Source organism: Glutamicibacter sp. AOP5-A2-18 (assembly GCF_052446055.1).
Lineage (GTDB): Bacteria > Actinomycetota > Actinomycetes > Actinomycetales > Micrococcaceae > Glutamicibacter.
In genome coordinates this window covers 782,615-805,466 of sequence record NZ_JBQSVW010000001.1, presented here as the reverse complement: position 1 = coordinate 805,466, position 22,852 = coordinate 782,615, and the positions used below count along the sequence as shown (strand labels likewise).

Below are 22,852 nucleotides of genomic sequence, written 5' to 3'. Positions count from 1 at the left end.
CAGTTGAGCCCAGCAGCACCCGCTGCTTAGTTAGTAATCAAATTCTTGGCCATTTTCTCGCTTGATAAACAAGCGAGTTTCAGGCTGCCTCGACTCAACGCCGCCACTTTAGTTGACAGGAATTATCTCGAACATCACATCTACCGTAACCGAATCGTTACATTCATTGCAACAGTTCTGTAACCAGACGCACGCAAGCGGGTCTAGAATCCTCCGTACACTTCACCGGTATTTGCATTAATCTGTGCACAGAGTTCTTCAAGATCCATACCCAATGACTGCGCCATGAACCGGGTGGTGTACGGAATCATGTAGCTTGCGTTGGGGCGTCCGCGGAATGGATGCGGTGTCAAAAATGGTGCGTCAGTTTCAACCAGCAGCAACTTTGGGTCAGCAATCTGCAGCGCTTCTCGAAGACCAAACGAATTCTTAAAAGTCACCGTTCCAGAGAATGACATGTACCAGCCATTGTCGTTACAGATCTGCGCCAAGTCTTTGTCTCCGGAGAAGCAGTGAAAGACCACTTTCTCAGGGAGTTTGGAACTCTTGAGAATTCGCACCACATCTTCGTGCGCGTCACGGTCATGAATCTGCACAGCTTTGCCCAGCTCGACTGCAATCCGAAGGTGTTCACGGAAGGATTGCTCTTGAGCGCCTCGTCCCTCCTCACCGGTACGGAAGTAGTCCAGGCCGGTCTCCCCCAGCGCACGTACCCGTGGGTCTGCAGCCAGCTCTTTAATTCTCGCCAGTGCACTTGTCAGCTCGTCGCGTTCGGCAAGTCGTGCAGCATCATTGGGATGGATGGCGACTGCTGCCAGAACATTCGGGTATTCGTTGGCAAGTTGCACGGCAAATTCCGATGACTCTACGTCGCAACCGACTTGGATCAGTCCTTGGACGCCTACAGATTCGGCTGCGGCCAGTGCATCAGCGGGTGAGACTTTGACGGTGCCGTCTAAGAAATCCAAATGCGTATGGTTATCTACCACGGCTATCGGCAAGGCTTCGGGCGCTTCGGGATACTGCAGGTTCCGTTTACTGCCACCCTTTTCACTTTCGCTCTTACGAGCCCGGCCCTCGTGACCAGCCGGCAGCTCTCCCAACGTGGGTCGGTAGGCCTCAGGGATTCGGGTGATGTCGGTATCCAACTTCTTTGACACGATTTTCCTTTGCACTTTGTTACTACAGACCACTATCAATTTTAGTCTGTCATCAACTCGCAAATGAGCCACATTTATTTTTTGTCATTGAGCCAGTTAGCCTATTTATACGGATAAAACATGCCCATATGATAGTCACTAAGAGTTTGCTGAATACCTCAGGATGCGAAGTGTCTCGCGACTGAACCACTGCGCAGGAGGAACTTGAATGAGTGCCAACCCCACGATGCCGTCGTTGGATTCAACATTCCGTACAAACTGCGAACGGATATCTGGTGCTGTGCAAACGGTGATCACCTGTAAACCAGAGGTCATCACTAACGCGCTCATCGTTTTGTTGGCACAGGGCCATCTATTACTCGAAGATGTCCCGGGCGTCGGCAAAACCATGCTGGCGAAGTCCTTGGCAAAGAGCGTCAACGGCACGGTTCATCGCATCCAGTTCACCCCTGATCTTCTGCCAAGCGACGTTACTGGCGTTTCGGTGTATTCACCACAAACACACGAGTTCACTTTTCATCCTGGGCCGGTATTCGCCAACATTGTCATTGCTGACGAGATCAATCGTGCCAATGCTAAAACACAATCGGCGCTTCTTGAATGTATGGAAGAAGCTCAGGTGACGGTGGACTCTATCACTCATACTCTTGAGCATCCTTTCATGGTTGTTGCCACACAGAATCCATTGGATTCAGAAGGTACTTTCGCTCTTCCTGAAGCACAGCGTGACCGTTTCATGGCACGAATTTCACTTGGGTACCCAGAACGAGAAGCCGAGATCTCAATGATCGCTGGCCACCATCAGCATGAACCGATTGAGTCATTGGAGTCAGTACTTCAGCTCGTCGATTTGCAGCAAATGATCGAACAGGTCAATTCGGTCACCGTGACCGAACGGCTGGGGACCTATGTGGTGGATCTTGGTCGCGCGACGCGTAACCATCCGCAAATAGAGCTAGGCGCCTCACCGCGTGCCCTTCTTCAGTGGGTCCGTGCGGCCAAAGCGCATGCGGCCATCAACGCCCGGGACCATGTCTTGCCAGAAGACATTCGCAGTGTGGCACACATGGTCTTGAACCACCGATTGATTTTGACCAGACGAGCTGTCGCTGAAGGTGCAGAAGTGTCAAACATTATTCAAGACCTGCTGTCCAATACCCCGGTTAGCTAGCTGGCACCCCATGGGCAAGATCCCCCGCTATGACTCAAGCGATACTCTTTCGTGGGTACGCTCGGAAAGTTCTGTGCCCTTAGCGCTACGTCGATTCCGATTAGATCTATTTACGATTCGTGGCTGGTGCACCATTGGTGCAGGAGCCCTCATGATTTTTTTGGCTTACCTATTCGGTCGCCACGAGTTGATGGCTCTCGGGATCTGTTTACTGGTCTTGGCGATCATCAGTTGGGCGTTGGCATCAAGCCTTCGAGCACGTACTCAAATACACCGAGAACTTGTTTCCGTGGAACCCAGCGTCGGGGACGTATCTAGATTCCGTCTAAGCGCCAGTGAATCATCGATGATTCAGGAGCAGCTACCTCAGCCTTTCGCCCGTGGACCGGTTCTTGATGCACCCGGCTACTGTGAGTACGAATTGGTGTTCGGAACCCGTGGCGTCCACCAGGTTGGTCCGGCACAGCAAATCATTACCGACTCCTTGGGCCTCATCCGTGGGATGGTCAACGCAGGAGATACCCTCAACGTCCCTGTCCGTTCCAAGCTCTTGGATCTCCAGCGCTTCGCGAACCTCGGCGAACAAATGCTCTCGGGCGATGCACGACATTCGCATAGCACCACAGCTGATTACTATGACGTGGCCATCCGTGACTATCAACAGGGTGACTCCATCCGACAGGTTCATTGGAAGGCTAGCGCGCGTCAAGGCAAGCTAATGGTTCGTCAAGAGAATCACGTAGCCACCGCTCATGCTCTGCTGATTTTGGATACTGACCATGAACACTGGTGTCAAAATGGTTCAGATCTTCGTCTAGCGATCCCCAACGGTTCCCAAGAAGACTTACCAAGTAGCCGTCGCTTTGAGACGGCGCTGTCCTTGGCAAGCAGTATCGGACTTCGTTTTGCCAGCAGCGGCTACAACTTATCGTTCCGTGACCTATCGGGAACACCGATTATCGTCGGACAGCACCAGGTAGCTTCGGATCATTCAGCGCATCGAAGCTTTGACACTTTCCATGCCGCCACAGCAGGACTTGCTTTAGACACGAGCACTCAAGCAACTGACCCAACTGAATTATTGGGTTCAGGTCTGCAAAAGGACATGCTAGATTCTCGCGAAGAACCAGTGATCATGATCTTGGGAGAACTCACCGTTGCCCAAGCCAGCTGGCTAGCAACATTGGCTCGCACGGTACGACGTGTGGAGCTATTTATTCTCGTTACCCACCCAGAACGATATGCGGCGGTTCAGCAAGAGCTCTCAACAACCGGTTGGAAAATTCATCTCCTGCCCGGCACCTCTGGCGTCGAACAGATTTGGGGAAACTAGTGGGTGTCGAAGTGCAAGATTCACCAGTGACCAACCCTTCTGAGGCTCAGCCGTCCGTTGAGTCTTCTCGCGCGCCAGCAATAGATCATTTACTAGCCCGAGGCCTGGCTGCGCTTTGTTTAGCACTAGCGGTTCTGGCCGGAACAGCATCACTGACCGGAGTGGTTGAGGGCACCTCATGGCTGCCCTACCTGATCTTCCCCGTTGTTGTACTTCATCTGGTTTACGGGTTGATCCGCGGGATCCGGGTGATCCGCTGGTTAGCTTTGCCAGCTGCAGCCCTTGTAGCTTTGGCTGCGGTCATGAGCCACGACGCCATGGACTCAAATGCCTACGGTCTGTCACCAATGCAGTGGTTTTTCTCTTCGATCTCTGAAGCAGGATTGCAACTGGCAACTCAAGTTCCGCCGGTGGCTAGCTCAGCGTATATCGACCTCTCGATACTGGTTCTTGCCCTCGTAGTGAGTCTGCTGACGCAAATACTTGCCACATTCCGACGCACCGCTTTGCTGGCCGTTATTCCGCTGTCTTTTGCCCCTATAGTTGCGTCCCTGTTTAAGCAGGAAGGTGCCGGAATAGGTTTTCTCGCCCTTCTGGTCGTTGGTGTACTGGGCTATGTAGCTTTGTTGCCGTACACGTTCACTTCCGTTTCTCAGGGCGCAGCTCAACATAAATTCCCGCCAGCCAAGACATTGGGCGTCTTTGGAATTACTGCACTGGCCTGTATAGGTTCGCTGTTCGCCGCGAGTTTATGGATGCCCGGTTTTCGTGCAGGCATGTTCCCCGAGGGTAAACGCCCCTCGGGAGAATTGCTGGCCAATAACGTAGACCCACTCATCAATTTGGGGCGAGATCTACGATCAAACGGCAAAAAACCGTTCTTGACGTATTACACCAGTGCAGACCAAGCTCCATATCTGCGAACCCAAGTCATCACAGATTTGACCCAGCAACGCTGGGAACCGAGCGAGAACCTTTTCTATTCTGATTACTACGGTGACACCGCGGTCACCAGTGATTACTCTTCGTTTGGTAGTTCTGAACAAGTACTGCGAATGACCTGGCCCAATAACAACACCAACCCGTTACTCCCGCTGCCGACTCAAAGTTATTTTGTCCAAGGCATCCAAGGCGATTGGCGTTGGACTCATGAAACCTCTGTGGCCAGACTCAGTGGCGACGCGTTAAGCGCAACCAAAGATATCTCCGTAGCTTATGAACAACTTCAATTCACGCCTGAACTAGTTGAAGAACTTGCCGGGTGGGGTGCGATGAGCGGGCCTAGCGTGTCCAGCGAATATTCTCGGCTTCCGACAGATGAAGAAAACTCGCTGCAGCCCTTGTTGCGAGAGACCCTCGACGAAGCCTATGCGGATGGGGCGAGCCCGGACACCGAATTGGCTAAGGCCGCAGCCATCCAAGATTTCTTCCGTTCTGGAAAGTTCGCTTACTCAGAGCGCACCCCATTGCGTGAAGGTTACGACGGAGCCAACGCACAAGTGGTCGAGGCGTTCCTAGACCGCAGGCAGGGATACTGCGTTCACTTTGCTTCGGCAATGGCGCTGTTGGCGCGTGAAGCAGGAATCCCTTCGCGCATTGCCGTGGGCTACGCCCCAGGCGTTGCTACGGGTGAATCCATTAATGCTGAAGAAATTGGAAGTCCGCAGAGGTTTGAAAGAACCGCCAAGCCTGGCACCAAACTTGAAGGCTATACCGTCAGCGGACAACAGGCGCACGCATGGCCTGAGCTATTTATCACCGGCCTAGGCTGGGTTCCCTTTGAGCCAACACCAGGTCGAGGCTACACCCCAAGTTATGCGCCAGAAGCAACCCGGAGCGCGGCCCCTTCGGAAAGCACCGCACCTGAAGTACCTACAACCCGCAGTACTCCGACTCGTACACCATCGGCAACTCCCTCGGCTCAGGCGGCAACGCCACAAACCAGTGAACAGGGTGCAACGAACCTATGGTTGCTTCCTGTGGCGCTGGTGTTGATTGGCGCTGTGTTGTGCATCGGCCCTTGGCGTCGTAATCGCATCCGGCAGGAACGTCTGAAACAAATCCGTGCTGGCACACCAGAGGCTGCCCAAGCCTTGTGGGCGGAACTGCTCAGTGTCGGAGCCGACGCGAAGCTCCCGGCTGGTACTCACGAGTCCGTTGGAGACTACACGGTTAGATTATCTGTTGACTACCCGGCTTTGGCCCCAGAGCTCCAACAGATTCAGCAAATCGTTGAGCAGAGCTTCTACGCCGATCGCCACCCTGGTGAAACCGATGACGCACCTGTGCTCAATGCCCTGCACAGAATTCAAGAGCAACTGCGTGCTCAGCTGTCGGTCTGGCAACGACTAACTACATTCCTTGTCCCGCCGTCGTTACGGTCAGGCATCGGCGGCAAACAACGTTCCAGATAGGGACGACCACACTAGTTTCTTAAAGAAATGAGGCCCAGCCAAATGGCTGGGCCTCATTTCATGATTGGCATCTATGGATGCACAGATTACTTCTTTGCAGCGTATGGATCGGCGATGCCGATGTACTGCACGGTGGTGTACTCGGCCAAGCCTTCAGCGCCGCCTTCGCGACCCAGACCCGACTGCTTCACGCCACCGAATGGTGCTGCAGCGTTGGAGATGACGCCAGCGTTGAAGCCAACCAGACCGAATTCGATCTGCTCCGAAACGCGGAACATGCGGTTGAAGTCCTGCGAGTAGATGTAGGAAGCCAGACCGTACTCGGTGGAGTTAGCCAGCTTGATGGCTTCTTCTTCCGAGGTGAAGGTGGTGACAGGTGCAACTGGGCCGAAGATTTCCTGGGTAAGGATCTTGGCGTCGTTGGCAACGTTAGCCAGCACAGTTGGCTGGTAGAAGTAGCCTGGGCCTTCAACTGGTGCGCCACCGGTCACGGCGGTTGCGCCAGCGCTGATGGCAGCCTCGACCAGTGCATGCACTTCGTCGCGGGCCTTCTCTTCAACCAGTGGGCCAACGGTGGTGCCCTCTTCGGTGCCACGTCCTGGCTTGAGAGCCTTCATCGCTTCAGCGAACTTCGCGGTGAACTCTTCGGCAACGTCAGCGTGAACCAAGAAGCGGTTAGCTGCGGTGCAGGCCTCGCCCATGTTGCGCATCTTGGCAGCCATGGCGCCCTCAACTGCAGCATCCAGGTCAGCATCCTCAAAGACGATAAATGGTGCGTTGCCGCCCAATTCCATCGAAGTACGCAGAACCTTGTCTGCGGCATCCTTCATCAGCTGCTTGCCCACTGGGGTGGAACCGGTGAAGGAAACCTTGCGCAGGCGGTCATCCTGCATCAGTGGAGCGGAGATCTTCGAAGCCGAGGAGCCCGAAACAACGTTGAGCACACCTGCTGGAAGGCCAGCTTCCATCATGGTGGCTGCGAACAGCTGGGAAGTCAGTGGGGTCAGCTTTGCTGGCTTGAGCACCATGGTGCAACCTGCAGCAATCGCTGGGCCGACCTTACGGGTGGCCATCGCCAATGGGAAGTTCCATGGGGTGATCAACAGGCATGGGCCAACTGGCTTGTGCTGAACAAGGACCTTGTTCTTGCCCTCTGGGGTGGTGATGTAACGGCCGTAGTGGCGCACGGTCTCTTCGGAGAACCAGCGCAGGAACTCAGCACCGTAGGTCACTTCGCCGTAGGCTTCGGCCAGTGGCTTACCCATTTCAAGGCTCATCAACAGGGCAAAGTCATCTTTGCGTGCGGTGACCAAGTCAAAGGCACGGCGCAGAATTTCGGCACGTTCACGTGGTGCGGTCAAGGCCCATTCAGCCTGAACCGCGTCGGCTGCATCCAGTGCTGCCATGGCGTCTTCGCTGGTGGCACTGGCTAGGGTCAGTAGCTTTTCACCGGTGGCCGGATCAAGCACATCAAAAGTGCCGCCGTCCGAGGCATCGCGCCATTCACCGTTAATCAAAAGACCGGTTGGAACCTTGGCAAGCAGTTCTGCTTCGCGCTGGGCAGTGATCGACATACGCGCATCTCCTGAATCTCTAAATGAAACTAATCGTCGTTGATGCCTACGCTATTCTCGGCATGAGCAAACTGTAAATCGCCCTGTGCACTATAAAAGCGTAGATTCATTGTGCAATCAGCCTATGCGAATTTTGCTATTTCTTCGCTTCGTGACGTTGTGCCAAGACAGCCTCATACAGGTCACGTTTTTTGGCACCGAACTTTTCCGCCACCTCAGCCACGGCTTGCTTCATTCGGGTGCCCTGCTCCACGAGATCTGAGACTTTGGGCAGCAGTTCCTCAATGGTTGCTGGCTCAGCTTCTTCGGCACCGTGGATCACCACCACGATTTCTCCACGCACTCCAGGCTCGGCCCAAGTCTTCAAGGCACCCAGTGAGTCACGACGAACCTCTTCAAACTTTTTGGTCAGTTCGCGAGCCACCGCAGCTTGGCGGTCTTCGCCAAAAGCTTCAATGGCAGCGTCAAGAAAATCACTGAGGCGGTGTGGTGCTTCAAAGAAGACCATGGTGCGTTCTTCATGGAGCAACGTGTCCAGACGTTTGCGTCGCTCCCCCGCCTTACGAGGCAAGAAGCCCTCAAAGGTGAAGCGTCCCGTGGGAAGTCCGGAAAGGGCAAGTGCGGTCAGTACGGCTGATGGGCCAGGTACTGCGGTGACCCGGACCCCCGCGCTGAGGGCAGCAGCCACCAGTGGGTAACCGGGGTCAGAAACTGCAGGCATGCCAGCATCCGAGACGACCAGGATGGTGGCACCCTGCGCAGCCAGTTCAATGACTTCGGAGAGCTTGTGAGCTTCGTTGTGCTCATGGAGGCTCATGACCTTGGCGGTGATCTTGATACCGAGGGCGTGAGCGAGGTGGTGGAAGTTTCTAGTATCTTCCGCAGCGATAATATCCGCGCTGGTCATCATCTCCCGCAATCGCGGGGATGCATCGGATAAATTGCCAATCGGGGTGGCGCCCAGGACGATTACGCCCTCATTCTCTGAGATCTGCACATTCTTAAGCCTACGCGAAGTAGGAAAAGCCCACTTTCTGTACTTTCCGCCGGTAGCATGAGTTGGTGATGGGCACCTCGACTTTATACTCCGTGGACGCTGGCCATGTCCGCTCAGCACGGCAGGCCTACACTTTTCAGAGCCTGAAAGCTCGGCTCTTGCCAACCGCTGTGGCCTCCGGTCCGCTGATGTGGATTATCCCGTTAGCCGTCACGCTGTTGGCCGGAATGCTCCGCTTTGTAAATCTTGCCCACCCTCACATGCTGATCTTTGACGAAACCTATTACGTCAAAGACGCTTTTTCGCTACTCCAAAGTGGCTATGAGCGCGAATGGGCAGACGAAAGCGATCCGCAGTTCATTGCTGGAAATCCGCAGCTGTCCGCAGACTCCTCCTTCGTGGTTCACCCACCCTTGGGTAAGTGGTTAATCGCTCTGGGCATGTTGGTCTTTGGCGACTTCAACGGATTCGGTTGGCGATTCTCCACCGCCTTATTCGGCACCTTGGCGGTCCTTCTAGTGACCTTGTGTGCACGGTTGCTCTTCGGCTCCCACACACTGGCCGGTATCGCCGGTCTACTGATGGCCATTGATGGTCACTCAATTGTGATGTCCCGTACCGCTTTGTTGGACATCTTCCTGATGTTTTTCGTTTTGGCGGCCTTTTACGCACTGCTCAAAGATCGGGTTCATGGGCGCACACAACTGGCCCGCAAATTAGCCGTCCCAGAAGGCAACCGCCCCGATGACTTTTTACTAAAACAAGGTCCCATGCTCTGGTGGCGTCCCTGGCGTCTGGTAGCAGCTGTCATGCTCGGTGGAGCCGTCGGGATCAAATGGTCCGCTTTGTCCTTCGTCGCGGTTTTCTGCTTGCTCGCCGTCCTGTGGGATTTTGCTGCTCGCCGTACCGCTGGCATTCATCAGTGGCAGCGTTCGACCTTCACTCGTGACGGAATTTACTCCTTCTTCACCATGGTGCCCCTGGCATTTATGACCTACCTGTCCACGTGGGCCGGATGGCTGGTCACAACCGGTGGACGCTATCGGCACTGGGCCGAGGAAAATCCTGGCCAAGGAGTCAGCTGGTTGCCAGCGCCGCTCCGGTCCTTGTGGCACTACCATCAGGCAGGCTACGAGTTCCATACCGGGCTGAGTTCAGAACATGGCTGGCAGTCCTCACCATGGACCTGGCCTTTTGCCGGGCGCCCTGTGCTGTTCTACTTTGAAGGCTACGACAAGGGCGCCAACGGTTGTGATCTCAAGCGTTGCACCGAGGTCATCACCGATCTTCCCAACCCGCTATTGTGGTGGGCTTGCTCCATCAGCATGTTCTTGCTGATCCTGTGGTGGATTGGCGCGAGAGATTGGCGCGCAGGGGCAATCTTGTCCTCAGCTGTAGCTGGTTTCCTGCCTTGGCTGATGTACCCGGAACGCACCATGTTCTTCTTCTACACCTTGCCGCTGGTCCCGTTCATGATGCTTTCGTTGACGTATATGATTGGCAAGTTCGTTTCACGGGAGTCGAATTCTGCCCTCGTGTACCGCTCACGCATCGTCGTGGTCGCCTTAGTGCTAGTGATATTCCTAGTCACTTCAGCATTCTTCTGGTCAATCTGGACTGGGGAAATGATAGCGGATGAACTGTGGCGCCTCCATGTGTGGATCCCTAGCTGGGGCTAGGCACCGGTGGTCGCTGGGCCTTAAAGCCATAAGATAGGCCACTTTGATGATTTTCGATTCAAGAAGGATTTAGCTTCCATGCAAGAAGTTTCCGTCGAGCTACTAACCGAGCTACCGCCCGAGTTTAATACGACGAATCTACTCCTTGACCGCGTCGCCCGCGGCTCGGATCTGCCCCTGTTCAGCGTGCAGCGCGAGAGTCAGTGGCACGATATCAGTGCAGCAAAATTCCTCGTTGACGTGAAACGCCTTGCCACCACGCTGGTCAATGATGGCTTGCAGCCCGGCGACAAGGTCGCGATCATTTCTCGCACTCGGTACGAATGGGCTCTTGCTGAAGAAGCCATCTGGTTTGCTGGCGGAGTTTCGGTGCCCATCTATGAATCCTCCAGTCCCTTCCAAATTGAATGGATCTTGCGTGATTCAGGTGCTCGGGTTGTCTTTGCCGAGGATCATGAGCTACGTGCCAACGTCCGTCGCGCGGTGGCACAATTGGGTGAAGAAGTACGCACCCACATTTTTGAAGGATCCGATCAGGCGGACAAGTCGCTGATCCCCTCGGCTGGTCTACACCAGCTGCTGGTTGCCCCTGAACGGGTGAACGAGGAGCTCATTGAATCCCGCCGTTCTTCAATGAAGCTCGAAGATGTCGCCACGATGGTCTACACCTCCGGCACCACGGGACGGCCCAAGGGTTGCAATATGTCCCACTCGAACTTTGCCATGGTGGCTCACAACCTCGCAGGCAATATGCCCGACGTCCTAGGCAAGGACCGTCGTACCTTGATGTTCTTGCCGCTGGCGCACGTCTTGGCCCGTGCGGTGCAGCAGACCTGCATCCATGGCGGGTCGATCGTCGCACACTCAAGTTCGATGGGCACCCTGATTCAAGATATGGCCGCTGTGAAGCCAGGGTTCTTACTGGCAGTACCGCGCGTCTTTGAAAAGATCCGCACCACAGCGCTTGCTACTGCCGAAAGCAGTGGCAAGGGCGAGGTCTTCCTCAAGGCTGAAGCAGTTGCCATCGAGGTATCCAAAATCCGTGACGCGCGTGCACGCGGAAACAAGGCTCGTTTCCCTCTAGGACTTCGGGCCCGCCATGCACTGTTCAACAAGGTGCTTTATCCAAAGCTGCGCAATGTCTTTGGCGGCGAATGCGACTACGCCATCTCTGGCGCCAGCGCTCTGAACCAAGATCTTGCGCACTTCTTCCGCGGGGCAGGAATCAAGCTGGTGGAGGGTTACGGCCTGACCGAAACTACCGCGCCGGCAACGGTGAATGAAGGATCTCGAACCCGTGTGGGAACGGTGGGCCGGCCCATCCCTGGCACCAGCGTGAAAATCGCGGAGGACGGGGAAATCCTCATTAGGGGCATCGGCGTCTTCTCCAGCTATCACAACAATCCAAAGGCAACCGCCGAAGCTTTTGATGCTGACGGATTCTTTAAGACTGGCGATACCGGTGTACTCGATGAAGCAGGCTTCTTGAAGGTGACCGGGCGCAAGAAGGAACTAATCGTCACCGCTGGTGGCAAAAACGTCTCCCCCGGGCCTTTGGAAGAAATGGTTCGCGCCGGACGAATTGTTGCTCAGTGTGTGCTTGTTGGTGACCAGCTTCCGTTCATCGCGGCTCTGGTGACCTTGGACCATGAAGAACTGGTCTTGTGGGGCAAAGCTAAGGGACTGGGCGAGCTGTCCCTGGCTGAGGCAGCCACTCATCCTGAGGTCATTGCGGAGGTACAGACCTACGTTGATACGGCAAACCTGACGGTCTCCAAGGCCGAATCAATCCGTAAGTTTGTGGTCCTTGACGACGAACTTACTGAAGCCTCAGGACATCTGACCAACTCACTAAAGCTCAAGCGTCAAGCCGTCATTGAGCAGTTTGATCAGACGATCCAGGGCCTTTACACAAAATAAAATCCTGACATAAACGAGCTGAGGTGCCGCACTTTTTTGTGCGGCACCTCAGCTCGTTTTTATGCAGTTTTCTCTTAGCCACCCAGACCGAAGGCGCGTGCTTCCTGCCGAAGCCTTGCGGCCTCACGGCGGCGTCCGGTTGGCCAGCAACTGATAAGAACCACAACAACGGTGGCAACAACCAATACAGCGATTCCAATGGCACTGTCGACCCAGAACTGCTCAGGATACAAGCGGATCAAGGTGTCCTTGACGCTGAAGGTCCATGTACCTTGCGAGAAGAACAACGCGTGGAACTGGGTAAAGAAGGTTTCCCAGCCCATCAGCGCGGCGACAGTCAGGACCGCAATCATCACCAAAGTGAGAATAGCTCCAGAGAACAGGGCCCGGCGTACCCCACCGGCATAACGCTTAGCTAGGTACCAAACACCAACAATCAAGATGACTGCCAAGATGATGCCAAGGATGTAGGAGAAACCAATAAGGTGCTTGACGTCCACCATATGCTGAACCTCGCCCTCGGTGAACATAGCTGAACCGGTGGAAAGCTTAAGCCCCGACAAGTATTCCGGGCCAGCAAAGTTGTTCAGGTAGTCCAGTCCGTAGCTGCCGTAGGTCAGTCGTTCATCATCGCTGAATCCGAAGAGGTCACTAGGGAATCCTGGGCGGCCATAGGACAGCGCTAGGAATGCCGGGGTGGCGATCAGGCGAATGGCCGTAATCAGGGTGAGCACGGGGAAGATCAAGGCAACAACAACCTGCGCAGTGCGCCCCAGTGGTGGTTTGGAGTTCAGCGCCCGCTCACGAGCCACCCGACGCTTCTGTGCTGCTTCGGACCGCTCTGGCTCTGGTTCATAGCTACCAAAGACACGATTGCGTGCCTGGGCTACGGCTGCTTTGGTGGTTGGCAGTGAGCCGGTCTTCGGTGCAACTGCTACCGGTGGGACCTGCTGGACGGTAGTTTTGTTCTCGGGCTCAGCCTTAGGTTGAACGGTAGTTGCTGGAGCAACAGGTTCGTTCTTGACATTTTTCTCTGCTTCAAGTTCGTGAGGCAGTTTGATGGCGCGAATGACGTCTTCTACCGGCTCTTGAGCTTGAGGCTTCGCTGCTGGCTTGGCAGCGGCTGGTTTTTCAGCAGCAGATTTGGCTGGAGTGCTTGCCGGTGCAGGTGTAGTTGCCGCTGGCTTCTGCTGCTCAGTCTTAGCTGCTGCGGGCTGGGCCGTTGCTGGCTTCTGCTCTGCAGGCTTCTGCGCAGTTGGCTGGTCCGCGGTCGACTTTTGCTCTGCAGGCTTCTGTTCAGGCTGCTTCTGCTCAGCCGGCTTTGCAGGTGACGATTGTGAAGCAGCTGGATTGGTCTCGGATTCGTTCGTGCCAGACTCAGACTTGCCAGACATGGCTCGGCGAACAGCTTCCTTGCGGGCAGCTACTTCGGCCTGAGCCTGATTCTTATGAGCTTCCAGACGCGCGGCAAGCTCTTCTGCTTTTTGGCTCAGTGACGCCTTGGGTGCTCGCTCCGGGGCAGCCGGTGCAGGCTGACCCGCATTTCCTTGCCCCTCGGTTGGGTTTTTCGCCGCCTCAGCCATGAGCAGACCTCCTGCAATTCGCGCGATGGTGTGATGTTTTAGGTTACTGGTAAGCCACCGAGGGCTCACGCGCCTTCAGCTTATCCACCGCAAGGGCTCAACCGACGGATTACCACACCTAAATCACGTTTGGGCTAGGAGATAAGCAGGACGTCAAAGGCTAAATACGTGAGCCTAGACTACTTTTCTTCGTCAGGGAGCATGGCCAAACGGACCCGAGAGTCAAAACGCTGGCTGCTGATATCGCGAGAGCGCACCGAATCTGCTGGCGTGCTGGAGGAATGACGTGATTCATGAGGTTGCGGCTGCTTATCGCGCACCGCGTCCACGAGGGCGTTCAACTCATCTTCGGGCTCAAGCACTTCAGGCATGGCACCTCGAATCAGCGACCAACCACTGGGAACAGTGAGTCGATTGGCGTGCCGAGCGCAGAGGTCGTAGCAGTGCGGCTCGGGGTAAGTAGCCAATGGACCTAGCACGGCCGTTGAATCGGCGTATACGTAGGTGAGGGTGGCACGAGCCGTTTCACGGCACGCTGGGCGAGAACAAAGACGAAGACCTTCCACGCTATTTATTCTACTCGTGGGATGCCCTGATGCTGGGGATCTAGCAGTGTTCGTGGGCCGGAGCCGGTCCATGAGCGTGCTAAGCGATAGGCTGAGACGATGAACTCGAAGTTGCCTGATCGTCCCAGTGGTCCGCGGCGTAATCGCCATGGCCGCGGACGGCGCGGGCCACTGATCCCCATTCATTTGCCGGCCTACCGCTCCCGTCCGGAACGGTTCGACGACGCAGTAATGGCCAGCGCTCAAAGGCTTTCTGAACGCTGGCCAAATAAAGTTGAACAGATTGATTTCCTCATTGAGCCGGTGCCCAGCGAGAAACTCATCAATCAGGCAGAAGCAGTCTCCGATCGTATCCCGTTGGCATCGTCAACTCCGGCCACCGCTCATAAGCGTGCCGAGTTGGTGATCTATCGTCTGCCGATTGAACAGATCGCCGATAGCACCGCAGAGCTGATGGACCTCGTTCACCAGTGTGTGGTTCACGAGGTGGCGCAGTTATGGGTGAAACCGATCAACGAGATTGACCCGTCCTACTTCCCCGAAGATCCCGAAGACTTTTAGCTTCGCGTAGCCGCCGGCACTTGTGCTGGCGCGTGGGTGGCGAGCATCAGGCGCACCGCCCCGATCCACACCAGGGCCGAACCCACCAGGTGACAGACCACCAACAGTTCAGGCAAATGGGTCAGCGCCTGAACGATGCCAATCACACCCTGAGCGGCGAAAACCAGAACGTAGATCTTGGCCTTACGAGACACCGCTGCGACCTGCTGAGTCTTGGCTTTGCGCCAGATGATCAAGGTAACTGCCAACGCCGCAAAGGCCGCGATAGCGTGGATGAGGGTGATGCTTAGCCAGTCAAAGCCCATACGTGGAACGTCGGCCGAATCTCCGGCATGTGGTCCGGAACCCGTGACCGCGGTTCCCAAAACAACCAGCACCGCGTTGATGATGACCGCGATGGTGCCCCATCGCCTAAGTTCACTGGTGCTCGACGGTGGTTCGCTGGCTTCAAGGTTCTGAGTTTTATCCCAGGTAATAGCCGCAGCGGTCAGCAACAGAGTCGCCGCAAGGAAGTGCCCGGCGACCATAAACGGATTGAGCTTGACCCATACGGTCACGCCACCAAGTACCGCATTCAAAACGACCAACCAGAACTGTAGCCAGGCCCACCGAGTAATGGTGGGAACTGGTTCGCGTTGCAGACGAGCTGCAATGATGACCCAACCCACCGCGACGCAGAGCACCGTGGTGAGCATTCGGTTGGCGAACTCGATGGTTGCGTGGATGCCCATCTGCGCCGTGGGTGCAAGTGACCCATCGGTGCAGGCCGGCCAATCCGGGCAGCCTAGCCCGGAGCCGGTTACGCGAACCACGCCGCCACCCACGATGATCAAGATGGCAGCAGCTAGGGCCGTGAAGCTGGCCGCACGCAAGGCACGACGCTCCAAGGTGTATCGGCTAGCTAGCCAGCCGAAGGGGGTAATCATAAAACTGTTCCTTGGTGACGGGGCGCTACCCGCCGATATTTACCACAATGCCGTCGCGACCGGCATTAGCCTGAGGCATCGCAGCCCAAGCAATCGAACGATCCGAACCGAGCGCCACCTGAGCAATATAGGTATTGGCGTCGGTTGAGAAAATTACTGCCTGAGCATCATCCGAGACTGATTTTGGATCAAAAACAATAGAAGAACCGGCATCAATCTGTAGCTTCTTTGCTTTCTGCAGTTTGCCGTCCTTGGTTACTACGGTGGCTTCCACGGAGGAATCCGAATCTACGGCAGCCAAAGCAAATTTTCCGGTGCCGTTGGCAGAAATGGGCATGGCCTGAGTGCCAGCAAGAACATTGGAGCTCGCTGCCCACGCGGTGTCCGAAGAATCCTTCGGGTTAGCACCTCGTACCATGCGTACTGCTGCGGTCACCGGAGCGTCAGATTCAACCACGACGGTGTAGTAGCCACCGGCCAGCTGCTTCAAATCCACAACACTGGTTGCGTTTGATGCTGCCGCCAAGTTCTCGTCAAAGCTTGCTGCTACTTCACCATTTTCTCCAAGGACCTTTACCTTGTAGCCGGCCCCTGAAGACCCGGTGGCAGAAACGTGCAACTGTGGCACCAAGGAGCTATCGTCCTTGCTCAGCGAGGAGATGTTCTCCTTGCTATCAATCCAGACGCCCGGGATTACCTGACTGTTTGAAGCCGAAGCATTGGCACCAACAAAGTCCACACCCGACGGGGTCAGGCCGCGAAGCGCTGCCTGCTGAACCGTTGCGGTGATCTTTCCACCAACGCTGGTGACCTCAGCCGAAACAGAGCCCATATTCTGCGCGTAGCCGCCGAGGACCAAGGCTTTGTCCTCCCCCGGAGCAAGAACAATGCTCTGCAGGGTTGGGGTATCGATCAGTCCATCTGGACCACGCAGCTGCAGTGCGACCTGAGCGGTGGTGTGTGTTGGGTTGGACAGGTGCATCACGCTGGTTGATCCGGTGCTGGTCTGCAGGCCGGTGAAGCGCCAGTTGGAGGCAGGTGCCTGGCAGGTAGCCGTGGCTAAACCTTCAAGGTCACCGTCCGAGGCTTGGTAGCTGCGTAGTGCGCTACCTTCCGAGGCCAGGCCGCCTAATGGCTGCAACGAATACGACTGGATACCCTCGACGTTATTCAGCGTTGAAATCTTGCTGACTCGCCCGGTCTGTCCAGCATCATCTGCGCCGCGAGCTTCTACCGCTTCGGCTTCCTTGATGCGTTTGGTCAGTGTGCGGGGTGAGGAACCATCAAGTTTGGCAACCAATGAGCCCGGGATACGTTTGGCTAGGTCTGAGACCGCAATGGAACGCACGTTGCTGTTGACGTTTTTGGCACCGGCAGCAAACTGCGGATCCGTTCCATCAACACCCTTGAGCAGCTGTGGAGTTGAAGCACAGATACTCGTGGCGTCACCTGCAGGCAGGTTGGTCACCGCCGCTGGCAGAGTACTTTCTGCCGCCTTGGGGGCGATAATCGATCCGCCACCAACAACCGCGCAGGCTGCAACAACGGCGGCCAGACTCAGGAGCACTGCCCCGGTCTTCTTACGAGTAGGAGCCGTTGCGGCATCCTTGCTCGCCGCAATACGCGCCTTTTCTAGCTTACGTCGACGGGCGCTGACCTTTGAATCTTTTGGTTCGGACGCCGGGACGGTAGCCACTGGCTCCGACTTCTGCGACTGTTCTTCCTTAGCTGCCTCAGCAGCACGAATCTTTTCCAACTTACGGCGGCGCTTGGCAGCCTGTGCGTCTTCTGGCTCTTGTGCGGCAGGAACCTGATTCTTCTCATCTGCGGAATTCGATGCGGCGACACCGCCAGCGGCAGCTGTAGCACCGGCAACAGTTGCAGTCCCGGCAGCAGGCGTTGCTGAACTCTTTGCTGGCTGCGGGGCACTCTCAGGATCCTTGGTCGCCGCCGAATCCGAAGCCTTATCGGCAGCTACGGGTGCGCCTGGCTGCTGCGAAGCAGGCAACGGTGCAACTAGCTGTGCAGGTTTTGAGGTTTCATCCTGCTGTGGCTCTGCCTTATGCGATGCGTGGCTTGGTTCCTCGGCCTTATGCGAGGCGTGCTTGTGCTCTTCAGCCTTGTGAGCAACCGGCTCAGGCTTCTGCGCAGCGACTGGCTTTGCAGGCTCCTGCGCTGGAGCATTTGCCGGTTCGGTATTCGATACTGCAAGAGGCACAGAAGTTGCAGACTTCTGGGAAGTCTCAGGCTGCTGAATGGTCTCGGATTTCTCATCCTTGGCAGACTTATCAGCCTGGTCAGACTTTTCAGCCTTGTCAGGATCGGCAACTGGTGCCGGGGTCACTGCAGGCTTCTGCTCGCTCTGATTCTGAGCAGTTGGCTTTTTCTCTGCCTTGGCGGCAGCCTTCTGCTCAGCTTCAGCCTGCTTGGCGGCCAGGGCTTCGGCCTTTTTGTCAGCCTTGGCCTTTTCGGCAGCGTCAGCTTCCTGCTGCGCTAAACGAGCCTTTTCGGCTTTAGCTTCAGCCTTGGCATCAGCTTCCTGCTGCGCCTTCTGAACCTTTTCAGACTCAGCAGCGTTTTTGGCGTCCGCCTTGGCGCGTTGTGTTGCTTCCTTCGCCCGAGCCTTGTCCAACTTTGCGTCGATTTTGGCTTTGATCTTGGCAGCTTTTTCTTCGGCGCGGGTCAGCGCTGCAGACATTGGATGCTTGGATTGCTCCGAAGCCTTGCTTTCAGGCTTATCAGCAGAATCCGCTGAGTTAACGTTCTTCTCGTCGCTCACTACTTCTTCTCCTGCTCGGCTTCATCGTCCGAAATTCGGTCGTTGAGCTTCGGGGTCAAGTTTTCTCGGATCTCACTGGCCCGCTCACGAGCCTCGCGACGGCTTTGTGGCAGGGCGCCAGTAGCCGTTGAGGGGCTGCGAACTTCAGCTGCGGCCAAGACTTCATGACCATCAGCTAGCTCTTCGTCCGCAGCGCGAGGTTCGCGGAAACGATAATCGCTATTGCGGTAGTTGGCGAATCGGCGCGAGCTTGGAACCGGAATGGCCAGCAGCACGGTAATCAACAAGACCAAGGCGCCTAGAACCAGAACCGGGGTGTCCATGCCTTCCTTGTGCGTCAGCGACAACTTGCCACCGGAATTAGGGATTTCGTAGGCCTGAGCCCAGCGGGTATCCGAATTTTCCGGATAGGCCACCGAACGCAGTGCCACATCTCCGAGGCTGGCGCGCAGCTTCGAATCGGCAGCGGTGGACAGCACCAAGGTCCGCTTCAATTTGGACTCCGGCAGCTCAACGTTGCTCATCTTGCCACGCTCGGTTGGCAGTACGGTCACGCCACTATTTTCATCAACGATGCGAGCAAATCCAGCGCCTTCGGTTTCACCCGAAGTTTTGTAATCCACACGCCACAGCCAACCGCTGTCGGTCTGTCCTACTGAAGCCAAACCGGTAGCTGCGTTCAGGGTGCGCACGGTGGCGGGAACGGACTCACCGGTTTCGTTCAGTACAACGTAACCAATACCTAAGTCACGCAGGGAATCGCGAGAATCCAGTGCGGACTCGGAGAGCAACTTGGCAACTGCCTTGCTCTGGGTCGAGGAGGTAATCGAGCTTTCGTTGCGTTCCGGGTTTAGCAAGCTTCCATCAAGCTGCTTAACCTGCGAGTAGCGGCTGATGCTATCGAGGGTCTCACCTGAGCTGGAAACCAGCTGGCTGTCGATTTCACCCGATGAACGTGGGCTGAGTACCAAGGTGCGCTCTTGGAATTCAGAGCGTCCGGCGTCAGCGGCCGTGGCCGGCAAGGTGCGTGGCTGGGAGGACTGAACTTGCTGGGTATCCACCAGCTTGGTCAGCTCCTGCGAAGCTGCCGTTGGGTTCAGCTGGCTAGCCAAAAGTACGCTTCCTGAGCCGGCAACAGCGATCACGCTCAGGACTGCCATCAGCGAAACCAAAGATCGTGGTGCGCGTGCACGCAGGGTGCGAGGCTGGTTTTCGTGACGCAGTGCAGCCAATGCGTTGGCAGCTGCGGCCATCAAAGCAAAAACGGTGAACGAGACAAACGGTCCGGTGTAGGCGGTTACCGAAGTATGCGATTGAAGGCTGACCGGAATAAATCCAACAGCCCAACCAGCGGCCAACGAGATCACGCCGGCCCAGAGCAGACGGCGCGAGTTGCGGCGCATGGTGGCGTTGTGGCTGAAAGCCGAGCTCAACGTACCAATAAGGGCCATGATGATCACCGGTGCGCCAATAAGCAAAGCTGCTACGAGCGCCCAAGGGCCAGCGGGCAACATATCCCAACCGACCAAGCCCGCCTTGGCATCAAAAGCTTCTGGGAAACCAAGAAGCATCTGCCATGGCAATGCTGGCGAGAAAGCGGTAGGAGCTCCTGGCTCGGTGAACAGCAAACGTGGTTCGCTCAATGCTGCGAAGAGCAAAGGCAAGTTCCACACAACAGCTGGCAACGGGATCCACCACAGGCTACGTGCCCGGTGGAGGGAGGACAGAGCCAGAGCGTAAATCAAGATGGTCGCTGCCAGGAAGAACGCCATTGAACCGGCGGAAACTACCCACAGCAACAATGCGGCACAGGCCGACGCGGTCCATGCAGAAACTGACTGCGCCTTGGCCGTCTTTGGCCTGGCTCCCTCAACGGCAACCTGCGCGTTCATGGAGCGGATCACTGCCATCACAAATACCGGCAGCACGATGTGAACCAAAGCTGAGCCGATTCGGCCCGAGGCCAGTGAAGAGGTGAGTGATGGAAGCAGGGCCCACACCAGTGCGGCAAAGAATCGCACAGCGCGCGATCGGCTGACTACCCCGATGCCCCACCAAGCGCTCAAGGCAGCCAATGGCATGGCGGCAAGGAAGAGGTAAGGAGCTACCTGGTTGGCGTGGCCAAAGGTCACTACCGAGTACAGCCAGAACAACGCATCCGTATTATCTGGTGGAGCACTCAGCCCGGTCCCAATGCTCTGCCACCAGGAAATCGCATTGGCTCCGATTTCCTTGGTGCTCTGCGAGAACGGACGCAAGGCGCCACCCGAAAGCGCAGACGCACCAAGTACGTTGCGCCAAGCGATTAGCGAAGCGGCCGTGGAAATCAGCAGGGCAAAAATCAGTGACAGTACCGCGGTGGTACGCGGTGGGCGGGCGATGCGAACAAAGTCCGAGAAGTTGTCGCCACTGGGTTCAACCATGGCATCGGCACCGCTTCCGTCGCCAAAGACTTCTGCATCATCGCGGCCGGTGGTCAGATTGCGTCGATATTCGCGAACCTGCGACGCCGAGGTCATCAGCTTGCGGACCTGGCGGCGTGGAATCTCACGAATTGTGCGCACATTCCGCCGGGAGGCCGACAGCTTGCCCGGGGTGAATAGACCGCGCAGCGTTGCGCGCAGGTGACCAAAACCGTGGCCTGGGTCCTTAGCCAGCAGAGCCAGCAGGAAGTGGCCGATACCGCCGAGCAAAAGGCCGATCCAGAGGAACGGCAAAGTTAGTGGGGCGGCAAACTTCAAACGCTGGAATACTTCCGAACGCTTGGCTTCGCTAGGCCCGGCCAGGGAGTCAACTACCTCAACCTGGTGGTACATCTTGGCTTCGGGGACAACAACAACACGGTATCCGGCCAGGCGGTTGCGCCAGCACAGGTCCACGTCGTCGCCACGGCCTGGAATTGCTGGATCAAATCCGCCAAGGTATTCAAAAACGTCGCGGCGGATGAACATACCGGCAGAGGACACTGCGAAGTAGTCGCTGCGTGCGTCGTACTGTCCCTGATCAACTTCGTCGGTATCGATCATGGTCAGTCGCTGAGCCTTGCGGTCTACGCTCAGTCCCACCTCGACGAGGTGGCGGGGGTTATCAATGTCCAGCAGTTTGCACCCGGCAATGGACACCGATTCTGACGCTTCAACGGCTCGGGTCAGTGCTTCAAGTGCCTCGGGTGCCGGCATGGAGTCATCATGGACGATCCATAACCATTCGTCGCGGTCTTCTCGTGCTTCTGGCAGTTGCGAGACTGCCGCTTCCATCGATAGGCCCAAAGAGCCTTCCTCGGCTTGCAGTAAAGCAGCGTTGGAAGGCAGATTGGCACGCAATACCTCAAGGGAAGCGTCGGAGGAAGAAGCGTCTACTCCGACAAAGCGTTCAATAGGCCTCGACTGGTTTCGCAGTGCGGCCAAAGTGCGTGGTAAAAAGTCAGCGCCATCGTGCGAGGCAACGATGGCGGTGACATGAATTGGCGGACGAATTAGATTGCTCGTTTCCGTAGACGGCGACGTTCGCGCTCTGAGAGCCCTCCCCATATGCCGAAGCGCTCATCATTGCTCAAGGCATATTCTAGACATTCTGAGCGAACAACACATGCGCCGCAGACGCGTTTCGCGTCTCGAGTCGATCCGCCCTTTTCAGGGAAAAACGCTTCTGGGTCTGTTTGTGCACACAGTGCGCGGGCTTGCCAGCCCAATTCACCTTCATCAACTTCGCCGCCGACACCAAGCCAAACGGCCTTGATGCTCTCGCGTACGTCGTCGTCCTCGTCAAGCTCCGGTGCCCAAGATCCTACGGAAGGGATCTCTTCAACATCCTGAGATGAGTCATGCTCTTTAAGATAATTGTCGGCTGCAGTTTCAAGATCAGCTGCGAGCGCCACTCGTGCGGACTCACCGGCTTGAGGGTCGACAAACCAGTCAGACGGTGCGTCTTCGAGCCCGTACTGAGCGGACGCAACAGCCGAGGTCGAAAATTCGGAGTACCCCTGCTCCAGATTCGCCATGGTGATGTTGACCTTTCGATTGGTTTGAGTGGATTGGGCCATCTATGGCGCCTACCCATCCGGCAGCATTTATTCCATCAAACTAGAGAATGTGATGGATTCCGCCGGACTCACCATCTAATTACATCCGTGTAACTCCGCTAGAGTCAAGTGGGGAGGTCATTCTAAGAACAATTTTCAGGAAACTCC

General features: G+C 56.2%; 15 protein-coding genes. 6 read left to right on the top strand and 9 right to left on the bottom strand.

The genetic code is table 11. From position 1 onward, the window contains the following. Positions 1 to 203: 203 nt before the first annotated feature. Complete coding sequence (locus tag ACT3RW_RS03825; protein ID WP_444612867.1) at positions 204 to 1,160, bottom strand: TatD family hydrolase; 957 nt, start codon at positions 1,158 to 1,160, stop codon at positions 204 to 206. A 208-nt stretch (positions 1,161 to 1,368) separates the two neighbouring features. Between ACT3RW_RS03825 and ACT3RW_RS03820 the strand changes: the two genes are divergently transcribed. The 3 genes from ACT3RW_RS03820 to ACT3RW_RS03810 all read left to right on the top strand — a co-directional run bounded on the left by ACT3RW_RS03820 (position 1,369) and on the right by ACT3RW_RS03810 (position 6,078). Continuing rightward, complete coding sequence (locus ACT3RW_RS03820; protein ID WP_444612866.1) at positions 1,369 to 2,331, top strand: AAA family ATPase; 963 nt, start codon at positions 1,369 to 1,371, stop codon at positions 2,329 to 2,331. A gap of 151 nt (positions 2,332 to 2,482) precedes the next feature. Further along, a complete protein-coding gene (locus ACT3RW_RS03815) occupies positions 2,483 to 3,664 on the top strand; it encodes a DUF58 domain-containing protein (protein WP_444612865.1) in 1,182 nt (393 codons plus the stop codon). Positions 3,665 to 3,690: 26 nt separating this feature from the next. Further along, complete coding sequence (locus tag ACT3RW_RS03810) at positions 3,691 to 6,078, top strand: transglutaminase TgpA family protein (protein ID WP_444612864.1); 2,388 nt, start codon at positions 3,691 to 3,693, stop codon at positions 6,076 to 6,078. Between the two features lie 86 nt (positions 6,079 to 6,164). Here ACT3RW_RS03810 and ACT3RW_RS03805 read toward each other — a convergent pair whose 3' ends face one another. Beyond that, positions 6,165 to 7,652 carry an NAD-dependent succinate-semialdehyde dehydrogenase gene (locus ACT3RW_RS03805; RefSeq protein ID WP_262198204.1) on the bottom strand — a complete coding sequence of 496 codons (1,488 nt, stop codon included), beginning with the start codon at positions 7,650 to 7,652 and terminating at the stop codon, positions 6,165 to 6,167. A 136-nt stretch (positions 7,653 to 7,788) separates the two neighbouring features. Then, on the bottom strand, positions 7,789 to 8,649 hold the full coding sequence (gene rsmI / locus ACT3RW_RS03800) for a 16S rRNA (cytidine(1402)-2'-O)-methyltransferase (RefSeq protein ID WP_131090160.1): 861 nt from the start codon (positions 8,647 to 8,649) through the stop codon (positions 7,789 to 7,791). A 68-nt stretch (positions 8,650 to 8,717) separates the two neighbouring features. Between rsmI and ACT3RW_RS03795 the strand changes: the two genes are divergently transcribed. Together ACT3RW_RS03795 and ACT3RW_RS03790 are read left to right on the top strand one after the other, a co-directional pair. Beyond that, positions 8,718 to 10,328, top strand: a complete 1,611-nt coding sequence (locus tag ACT3RW_RS03795) for a dolichyl-phosphate-mannose--protein mannosyltransferase (protein WP_444612863.1) — start codon at positions 8,718 to 8,720, stop codon at positions 10,326 to 10,328. 78 nt (positions 10,329 to 10,406) lie between these two features. Beyond that, positions 10,407 to 12,248: an AMP-dependent synthetase/ligase gene (locus tag ACT3RW_RS03790; RefSeq protein WP_131090162.1), complete on the top strand. Its 1,842-nt coding sequence runs from the start codon at positions 10,407 to 10,409 to the stop codon at positions 12,246 to 12,248. Positions 12,249 to 12,322: 74 nt separating this feature from the next. Here ACT3RW_RS03790 and ACT3RW_RS03785 read toward each other — a convergent pair whose 3' ends face one another. Further along, entirely contained in the window at positions 12,323 to 13,831 is a 1,509-nt protein-coding gene (locus tag ACT3RW_RS03785) for a TIGR01906 family membrane protein (RefSeq protein WP_444612862.1), read from the bottom strand. Between the two features lie 179 nt (positions 13,832 to 14,010). Beyond that, complete coding sequence (locus tag ACT3RW_RS03780; protein WP_444612861.1) at positions 14,011 to 14,469, bottom strand: DUF3499 domain-containing protein; 459 nt, start codon at positions 14,467 to 14,469, stop codon at positions 14,011 to 14,013. A 27-nt stretch (positions 14,470 to 14,496) separates the two neighbouring features. Between ACT3RW_RS03780 and ACT3RW_RS03775 the strand changes: the two genes are divergently transcribed. Next, on the top strand, positions 14,497 to 14,958 hold the full coding sequence (locus tag ACT3RW_RS03775; protein WP_131090165.1) for a metallopeptidase family protein: 462 nt from the start codon (positions 14,497 to 14,499) through the stop codon (positions 14,956 to 14,958). Here ACT3RW_RS03775 and ACT3RW_RS03770 read toward each other — a convergent pair. The 4 genes from ACT3RW_RS03770 to ACT3RW_RS03755 are packed head-to-tail and all read right to left on the bottom strand — an operon-like array spanning position 14,955 to position 22,663. Then, the gene (locus ACT3RW_RS03770) at positions 14,955 to 15,884 is read right to left on the bottom strand and encodes a COX15/CtaA family protein (protein ID WP_131090166.1); all 930 of its coding nucleotides are present in this window, start codon (positions 15,882 to 15,884) and stop codon (positions 14,955 to 14,957) included. The genes ACT3RW_RS03775 and ACT3RW_RS03770 overlap by 4 nt on opposite strands. A gap of 25 nt (positions 15,885 to 15,909) precedes the next feature. Beyond that, positions 15,910 to 18,663: a DUF5719 family protein gene (locus tag ACT3RW_RS03765; RefSeq protein WP_444612860.1), complete on the bottom strand. Its 2,754-nt coding sequence runs from the start codon at positions 18,661 to 18,663 to the stop codon at positions 15,910 to 15,912. Then, positions 18,663 to 22,193, bottom strand: coding sequence for a glycosyltransferase (locus ACT3RW_RS03760; protein ID WP_444612859.1), 3,531 nt, complete (start codon positions 22,191 to 22,193; stop codon positions 18,663 to 18,665). The genes ACT3RW_RS03765 and ACT3RW_RS03760 overlap by 1 nt, the downstream gene beginning before the upstream one ends. Further along, positions 22,139 to 22,663: a WhiB family transcriptional regulator gene (locus ACT3RW_RS03755; protein ID WP_444614612.1), complete on the bottom strand. Its 525-nt coding sequence runs from the start codon at positions 22,661 to 22,663 to the stop codon at positions 22,139 to 22,141. Before ACT3RW_RS03755 ends, ACT3RW_RS03760 begins: the two co-directional genes overlap by 55 nt. Positions 22,664 to 22,852 lie beyond the last annotated feature (189 nt).